8 protein-coding genes are annotated in these 6,585 nt (G+C 67.3%); 4 read left to right on the forward strand and 4 right to left on the reverse strand.

Annotated elements, in window-relative coordinates; translation table 11 throughout:
- From E1261_RS42195 to E1261_RS42210, 4 genes are all read right to left on the reverse strand, one after another.
- A partial coding sequence (locus tag E1261_RS42195) for a citryl-CoA lyase (protein ID WP_132415512.1) occupies positions 1–708 on the reverse strand: 708 nt, incomplete at its 3' end.
- Positions 705–1,886, reverse strand: coding sequence for a CaiB/BaiF CoA transferase family protein (locus E1261_RS42200; RefSeq protein WP_420814102.1), 1,182 nt, complete (start codon positions 1,884–1,886; stop codon positions 705–707). The genes E1261_RS42200 and E1261_RS42195, both read right to left, overlap by 4 nt.
- Entirely contained in the window at positions 1,868–1,972 is a 105-nt protein-coding gene (locus tag E1261_RS47225) for a pentapeptide repeat-containing protein (protein ID WP_132415516.1), read from the reverse strand. The genes E1261_RS42200 and E1261_RS47225 overlap by 19 nt, the downstream gene beginning before the upstream one ends.
- Positions 1,973–1,986: 14 nt before the next feature.
- Positions 1,987–2,757, reverse strand: coding sequence for an IclR family transcriptional regulator (locus E1261_RS42210; protein ID WP_132415518.1), 771 nt, complete (start codon positions 2,755–2,757; stop codon positions 1,987–1,989).
- Between the two features lie 141 nt (positions 2,758–2,898).
- On the opposite strand from E1261_RS42210, the gene E1261_RS42215 reads away from it, so the two are divergent.
- From E1261_RS42215 to E1261_RS42230, 4 genes are read left to right on the forward strand one after another with little or no spacing between them, the layout of a single operon-like run.
- The gene (locus E1261_RS42215; RefSeq protein ID WP_132415520.1) at positions 2,899–3,921 is read left to right on the forward strand and encodes a Bug family tripartite tricarboxylate transporter substrate binding protein; all 1,023 of its coding nucleotides are present in this window, start codon (positions 2,899–2,901) and stop codon (positions 3,919–3,921) included.
- Positions 3,918–4,430 carry a tripartite tricarboxylate transporter TctB family protein gene (locus E1261_RS42220; protein ID WP_132415522.1) on the forward strand — a complete coding sequence of 171 codons (513 nt, stop codon included), beginning with the start codon at positions 3,918–3,920 and terminating at the stop codon, positions 4,428–4,430. Before E1261_RS42215 ends, E1261_RS42220 begins: the two co-directional genes overlap by 4 nt.
- Entirely contained in the window at positions 4,427–5,989 is a 1,563-nt protein-coding gene (locus E1261_RS42225) for a tripartite tricarboxylate transporter permease (RefSeq protein WP_132415524.1), read from the forward strand. Before E1261_RS42220 ends, E1261_RS42225 begins: the two co-directional genes overlap by 4 nt.
- Before the next feature lie 34 nt (positions 5,990–6,023).
- Positions 6,024–6,431: a universal stress protein gene (locus tag E1261_RS42230; RefSeq protein ID WP_132415526.1), complete on the forward strand. Its 408-nt coding sequence runs from the start codon at positions 6,024–6,026 to the stop codon at positions 6,429–6,431.
- The last annotated feature ends 154 nt before the right edge of the window (positions 6,432–6,585 follow it).

Below are 6,585 nucleotides of genomic sequence, written 5' to 3' on the forward strand. Positions count from 1 at the left end.
GTCTTTCGACTGTTCGTGGGCGTGGGCGAGGAGGCCTACTGAGCGGGAGAGGACGAAGAGGCCGCGGGCCAGTGGGGGGTCGAAGCCTAGTTCGGCGTAGATGGTGGCGGTGGCGCCGTCGACGTTCATGGGGATGGGGGCGAGCGCTGCCTCCAGGGCGAGGGCGCTCTGCAGGTACTTGCCGGAGATGGTGCCTTCGGCAACGGCTTCCTCGGCCGCCGTGATGAGGGGGTCGCGGCGTGGATCGCGGGGGTGGAAGCGGTGGCCGAAGCCGGGGAGGTACGCCTTGCGGGATTTGTACGACGCGACGAGGTCTCGGACGGCGGAGTCGGGGTCCTGGTCGGAGGCGGCGAGGTTGTAGAGGAGTTCCAGGCATTGCTGGCCGGCGCCGCCGTGGATGTCGCCGAGGAGGTTGACGCCGGTGGCGATCGCGTTGTTGAGCGGCAGACCGCAGGAGGCGGCCATCCGGGCGGCGGCGATCGAGGGAGCTTGAGGGCCGTGGTCGACGGCGGCGACGAGCGTTTGCTCCAGCAGGCGAGCTTGGCCTGGAGACGGGAGGTCGCCGCGGACCATCAGCCAGATCATCTGCGGAAAGGAAACCGCGGGGATCAGTTCCTCGATCGCGTAACCGTGGAACCGGATACTGCCCGGCCCGATGTCCGAGATCCCGGTAGCCCACCAGTCCGCGGCATCCGTCGTACCGGTCATGTTGCTCCCTTTGTTGCCAGGGCTTCGATTTCGGTGGTGGTGTAGCCGAGTTCGGCGAGGATTTCGGCGGTGTGCTCGCCCAGGCGGGGTGGGCGGGTAGTCGGGCCTACGGCTTGGCCGTCGACATGGACGCTGCTGCCGAGGACCCGGAGAGAGCGCTCTCTGCCGTCGGGCATGGGGACCTCGTGGAAGAGTTCTCGCTCGGAGAGCTGGTCCAGAGAGAGCGCTTCCTCGACGGTGAGCACGGGAGCGACCGGTACGCCGGTGTTGGCGAGCAGGTCGTCCCAGTGGGCGGCTGAGGCCCGTTCGAGGGTTTTCTCCAGCTCGGCTTTGAGTTCGGCGCGGTGGGCCTTGCGGGACTCGCGGGTGGCGAAGCGTTGGTCGGCGATCAGGTCGGGGCGGTCGAGGACGCGGCAGAGTTCGACGTACTGCTCCTGCTTGTTGGCGGCGATGTTCAGCGCGCCGTCGGCGGTACGGAAGGTGCCGGACGGGGCTGAGGTCGCGTTCTCGTTGCCCATGGCCTGGGGAACCCGGCCGCCGATCAGGTAGTCGGAGACGACCCAGCCCATCGCGGCGACCGCGGTCTCCAGCATCGAGACGTCCAGGAAACTGCCGATCCCGGTGCGAGAGCGTTTCACGAGAGCGGCCGAGATCGCGAACGCGGCGGCGTACCCGCCGAGGGTGTCGGCGATCGGGAAACCAGTTCTCGTTGGAGCGCTCTCTGGTGTTCCGGTGACGCTCATGATCCCGGAGAGACCCTGGATGATCTGGTCGTACGCCGGGCGCGCGCGCATCGGGCCGGTCTGCCCGAAGCCGGAGACCGCGCAGTACACGAGACCCGGGTTCAGCTGACGCAGGGTCTCGGCCGGGAAACCGAGACGCGCGAGAACGCCCGGACGGAAGTTCTCCAGGAGAACGTCGCTCTCGCGAACGAGCCGCTCGAAGATTTCTCGAGCGTCAGCGTTCTTGAGATCCAGGGTCAGCGAGCGTTTCCCGGCGTTCTGAGCGAGGAACGAGATTCCGAGGCCGGCACGTGAGAGCTCCGGATCTCCGCCGAGGTTGCGGGCGAGATCGCCCGTTCCCGGGACCTCGACCTTGATCACCTCGGCACCCATCAATGCGAGCTGATACCCCGCGAACGGCCCGGCCAGCACATTGGTCAGGTCCAGCACCCGCACCCCAGCCAGCAGATCCGCGCCCGCTCCCCTGGCGCCTGCCTCAGGTTGCACTGCGTCAGATTGCACTGGGTCAGGTTGCACTGCATCAGGTTGCACCGGGTCAGGTTGCACTGAAGCCGCTCCAGTTGGTGGTGTTGATGGTGGCGGCACAGCGGCGTACGGCGTTGATGTAGGTAGGGAGGCGGTCGTCGCTGAAGCGGGTGGTGGGGCCGCCGATCGCAATGGCGGCGACTACGCGCCCGTCAGGGCGGCGGATGGGAGCAGCGACGCCGGAGGCGCCTAGTTCACGTTCGCCGTGGCTGATGGCGAACCCCCGCGCATCGGCATCGGTCGCCGCCGCGCGGAGGCGTTTGGCGAAGCCGGGTGGGCGGGGTGCTTCGAGGGCGATCTCTTCGATGACCGACGGATCGACCGAGAGCACCGGCGGATCGGTGAGCAGGACCTTCGATGCGGCACCGCTCCACAACGGCATCGACGAGCCGACGGCGATCGCGTGCCGGATGCTCAACGTGCCTTGGGCTTGCGCGAGGCAGACCCGGGTGCGACCGACGCGGATGTAGAGGTTGGCCGTCTCCCCTGTCTCCGTCGCCAGCCGGCCCATCGCAGCGCGGACGGCCGGCGGGATCTCCATCGTCGCGCTGCTCAGTCGCGACCAGCGCAGGAAGCCGGGACCGATCGCGTACTTGCCGGGGCCGATCGCTGCCACCAGACCGCGTTGCTCGAGCGTGGTCACGAGTCGGAGAACTGTTGTCTTCGGCAACCCACTCGCGGTGGTGAGCGCGGCGAGCGTCCAGCTAGGGTGCTCGTCATCGAAGCGTTCCAGTAGATCCAGCGCACGGTGCACACTGCGGACCCCGTCACCGTCGGCCATCAGGTTCCCCTCTCCAAGCAACCAAGCAAGAGCGTCCCTTCGACGATAGACCGCCGTACCGCAGAACGGAATCTCTGTACCCCCTGGTGGAATGCTGCTACGTTTTCGCATCATCGGACCCGACGCCCCCGGAGGAATCCCATGGCCAGAACGGCACCGCCCAGGACGGCCCTGGTCGCCGCGGGCCTGGCGCTCAGCCTGCTGCTCAGCGGCTGTTCGGCGCTGGCGAAGACACTCGAAGGCGGCAGCGTCGCCGGTGACTTCCCCAGCCGCAATGTCGAGATCATGGTGCCCGCTGCCCCTGGTGGCGGCTGGGACCTGACCGCGCGGCAGTTCCAGCACGTGATCCAGGAGGACAAGCTGCTGCCCGACCGGTCCGTCTCGGTCGTGAACGTGACCGGTGCCGGTGGCGCGGTCGGGATCTCCAAGCTGGTCACCAAGAACCGCAAGGACCCGCACACGCTGATGATCACCGGGCTGGTGATGGTCGGCGCGCTGACTCTGAACCAGTCCCAGATCAAGGTCTCGGACACGACCCCGATCGCGACGATCACCGCCGAGCAGGAGGTGATCGTGGTCAAGGCCGACTCTCCGCTGAAGACCCTCAAGGACCTGGTCGAGCTCTACAAGTCCGACCCGGCCAAGGTCAGCTGGGGCGGCGGCACGATCGGCGGCACCGACCACATCACGGCGGGCACGCTGGTGAAGGCCGCCGGGCTGGATCCGTCGAAGGTGAAGTACATCAGCTATTCCGGTGGTGGCGAGGCGACCGCCGCGATCCTGTCCGGTGACGTCACGGTCGGCATCTCCGGCGTGAGCGAGTTCGAGGAGCAGATCACCGCCGGCAAGATGCGGGTGCTCGCGACCACCGGCACCGAGCCGGTCACCGTCGCCGGCAAGCAGTTGCCGACGATGAAGTCCGAGGGGTACGACGCCGAGGTCCAGAACTGGCGGGCGATCGTGGCACCGCCTGACATCCCGGACGCCGACCGGAAGCGGCTGGTCGAGTTCGTGACGAAGGTGAACACCTCGCCGGAGTGGGCCGAGATCCGGAAGAAGCAGGGCTGGACCGAGTTCTTCAAGACCGGTGACGACGCGAGCAGGTTCATCGCCGACGAGACCACCCGGGTGCAGGCTCTCCTGAAGGAGCTGGGGATCGTATGAGCGCGTCCGAAGAAGCAGCAACGCCTGGGGTGAGAGCAGCAGACGTCGAGGTCGAGGCGTCCAGGCTGGTCCGGATCATCGCGGCGATCGTGCTGATCGTCCTGAGCGCGACGTTCCTGGTGGGCGTCTTCGACATCCGCAGCCCCAAGGGTTTCGACCCGGCCGGACCGCGGTTCTTTCCGTTGCTCGTGACAACGGCCTGGCTGCTCTTCTCGATCGGCTACCTGATCGAGGGCCTGCGGTCCCCGAAGACGGCCAAGGCCGAGGGCGACCGGGCCTGGTTCGAGCCAGTCACCCTGTCCGCGCTACTCGTGCTGTACGCGCTCCTCGTCGTACCGCTGGGTTATCTGATCGCGACCGCGCTGCTGTTCTTCGCCGCGGCTCGTGTTCTCGGTAGCCGGCAACTCATCAGGGACATCGTGGTCGCGCTCGTGCTCGCGATCATTGTGTACGTCGCTTTCACCCGCTTCCTCGACATCTCGCTGCCGGAAGGGGTGCTGGGCCTGTGATCACCCTGAGTGTCGGCGGCGACCTGCTGAACGGATTCGGTACCGTCCTCGACCCGATGAACCTGCTGTGGGCCGTCCTCGGCGTCACCCTCGGCATGCTCGTCGGCATCCTCCCCGGGATCGGCCCGGCGCTGACGATCGCGCTGCTGCTGCCGATCACCTTCAACTTCTCCGACCCGATCGGCGCGTTCATCATGTTCGCCGGGATCTACTACGGCGCCATGTACGGCGGTTCGACGACCTCGATCCTGATCAACACCCCGGGCGAGTCAGCCTCGGTCGCGACCGCGATCGAGGGCCACAAGATGGCCTTGAAGGGTCGTGCCCGGGCTGCGCTGGCGACGGCGGCGATCGGGTCGTTCGTGGCCGGCACGATCTCGACCGTGCTGCTGACGTTCGTGGCCAAGCCGATCGGCAGTCTGGCGAGTCACTTCCAGGCGACGGACTACTTCGCCGTCACGCTGCTCGCGATGGTCGCGGTGACCGCGCTCGTCGGTCACTCGATGGTCCGCGGGTTGCTGTCATTGACGGTCGGTCTGTTCATCGGGCTGATCGGGCTCGACAGTCTGTCGGGCGCACCGCGGTACACGTTCGGTTCGCTGCGGCTGCTGGACGGGATCGACGTCGTGATCGTGATCGTCGGGCTGTTCGCGATCGGCGAGACGTTGCACGTGGCATCGAAACTGCGGTCGACTCCGGACCGGCCCGCCGTACTGGAGAAGGGACGGCTGCGGACCGGGTACCTGACCAAGTCCGACTGGAAGCGGTCGTGGGCGCCGTGGTTACGCGGTACGGCGCTCGGCTTCCCGTTCGGCGCGATCCCGTCCGGCGGTGCCGAAGTACCGACGTTCCTGTCGTATTCCATTGAGCGCAGGCGGGCTCGGAAGAAGGGACGCGACGAGTTCGGGAACGGTGCGATCGAGGGCGTTGCCGGTCCGGAGGCCGCGAACAACGCGTCGTTCTCCGGCGTACTGGTTCCGCTGCTGACGCTCGGATTGCCGACGTCCGCGACCGCCGCGGTGATGCTCGCGGCGTTCCAGATCTTCAACGTGCAGCCCGGCCCGCAGTTGTTCGAGAACAACAGCACGCTGGTGTGGACGCTGATCGCCTCGCTCTACATCGGCAACCTGATCCTGCTGATCATGAACCTGCCGCTGATCGGGCTCTGGGTGCAGGTGCTCAAGGTCCCGCGCCCACTCCTGTACGCCGGAATCCTGGTCTTCGCGTGCCTTGGCGTGTACTCGCTGTCGGGGTCGGGCTACGAGGTGCTGATGGCACTCCTGATCGGTGTCGTCGGGTTCTTCATGCGCAAACTCGACTTCCCGATCGCACCGGTCATCCTCGGCGTGATCCTGGGTCCGACGATGGAAGAGCAGTTCCGCCGGGCACTGGTCATCTCCAACGGCGACGGCAGCGTATTCTTCACCCGACCGCTGAGCCTGGTCATCATCGTGCTGACCGTGCTCGCGCTGTTCGTGCCGTACCTGCCGAGAATCGTCGCGCGCCTCCGCGGCACCCAGCCCGCCCACCAGCGGCTGACCTTCGGTGAGGACGACTGATGCTGATCACTTGGTCAGAGAAGGGCTGGGCTTCGTGAAGATTCTGGTCGGGTACGTGCCAACCGCCGAGGGCGAGGCCGCCCTGGCGGCGGCCGGAGCCGAGGCCGCCCTGCGCGGCGCCTCGGTCCTGCTGCTCAACACCAGCCGCGGCGACGCCTACATCGATGCCCGTTACGCCAACGAGGCCGAGCTCGAGGCCGCCTCCGCGAAACTGCGTGAACACGGCGTCGAGGTCACCATCCAGCAAGCCGTCTCCAACGGCGACGTCGCCGGCGAGCTCCTGAAGGCAGCCGCCGCCGAAGACGTCGGCCTGATCGTCCTCGGCCTCCGCCGCCGCTCCCCCGTCGGCAAACTCATCCTCGGCAGTACGGCGCAGCGCGTCCTGCTGGAATCCCCGGTCCCCGTCCTCGCGGTGAAGGCGCCATCCGCGCACGACGACTGACGCCGTACCAGCTCCACCTTGGGCACCCATCAATCGCCTCGCACCCGCGCGGATGGTTGGTGGGTGCTCAACGTTGTGAGGGTGGCGCACCTTGAGCGCGCATCAACCAGGGCGGTGGGCGGCGGATGGGCGGTGGGTGCTCAAGGTGTGGGGA

The organism is Kribbella albertanoniae (assembly GCF_004348455.1).
GTDB classification, from domain to species: Bacteria; Actinomycetota; Actinomycetes; order Propionibacteriales; family Kribbellaceae; genus Kribbella; species Kribbella albertanoniae.

What these genes read in the sequence shown, in the direction of transcription:
- E1261_RS47225 (WP_132415516.1), bottom strand. Translation starts at nt 1,972, where the DNA reads ATGCAGTGCAACCTGACCCAGTGCAATCTGACGCAGTGCAACCTGAGG.
- E1261_RS42220 (WP_132415522.1), top strand. Translation starts at nt 3,918, where the DNA reads ATGAGCGCGTCCGAAGAAGCAGCAACGCCTGGGGTGAGAGCAGCAGAC.
- E1261_RS42210 (WP_132415518.1), bottom strand. Translation starts at nt 2,757, where the DNA reads ATGGCCGACGGTGACGGGGTCCGCAGTGTGCACCGTGCGCTGGATCTA.
- E1261_RS42215 (WP_132415520.1), top strand. Translation starts at nt 2,899, where the DNA reads ATGGCCAGAACGGCACCGCCCAGGACGGCCCTGGTCGCCGCGGGCCTG.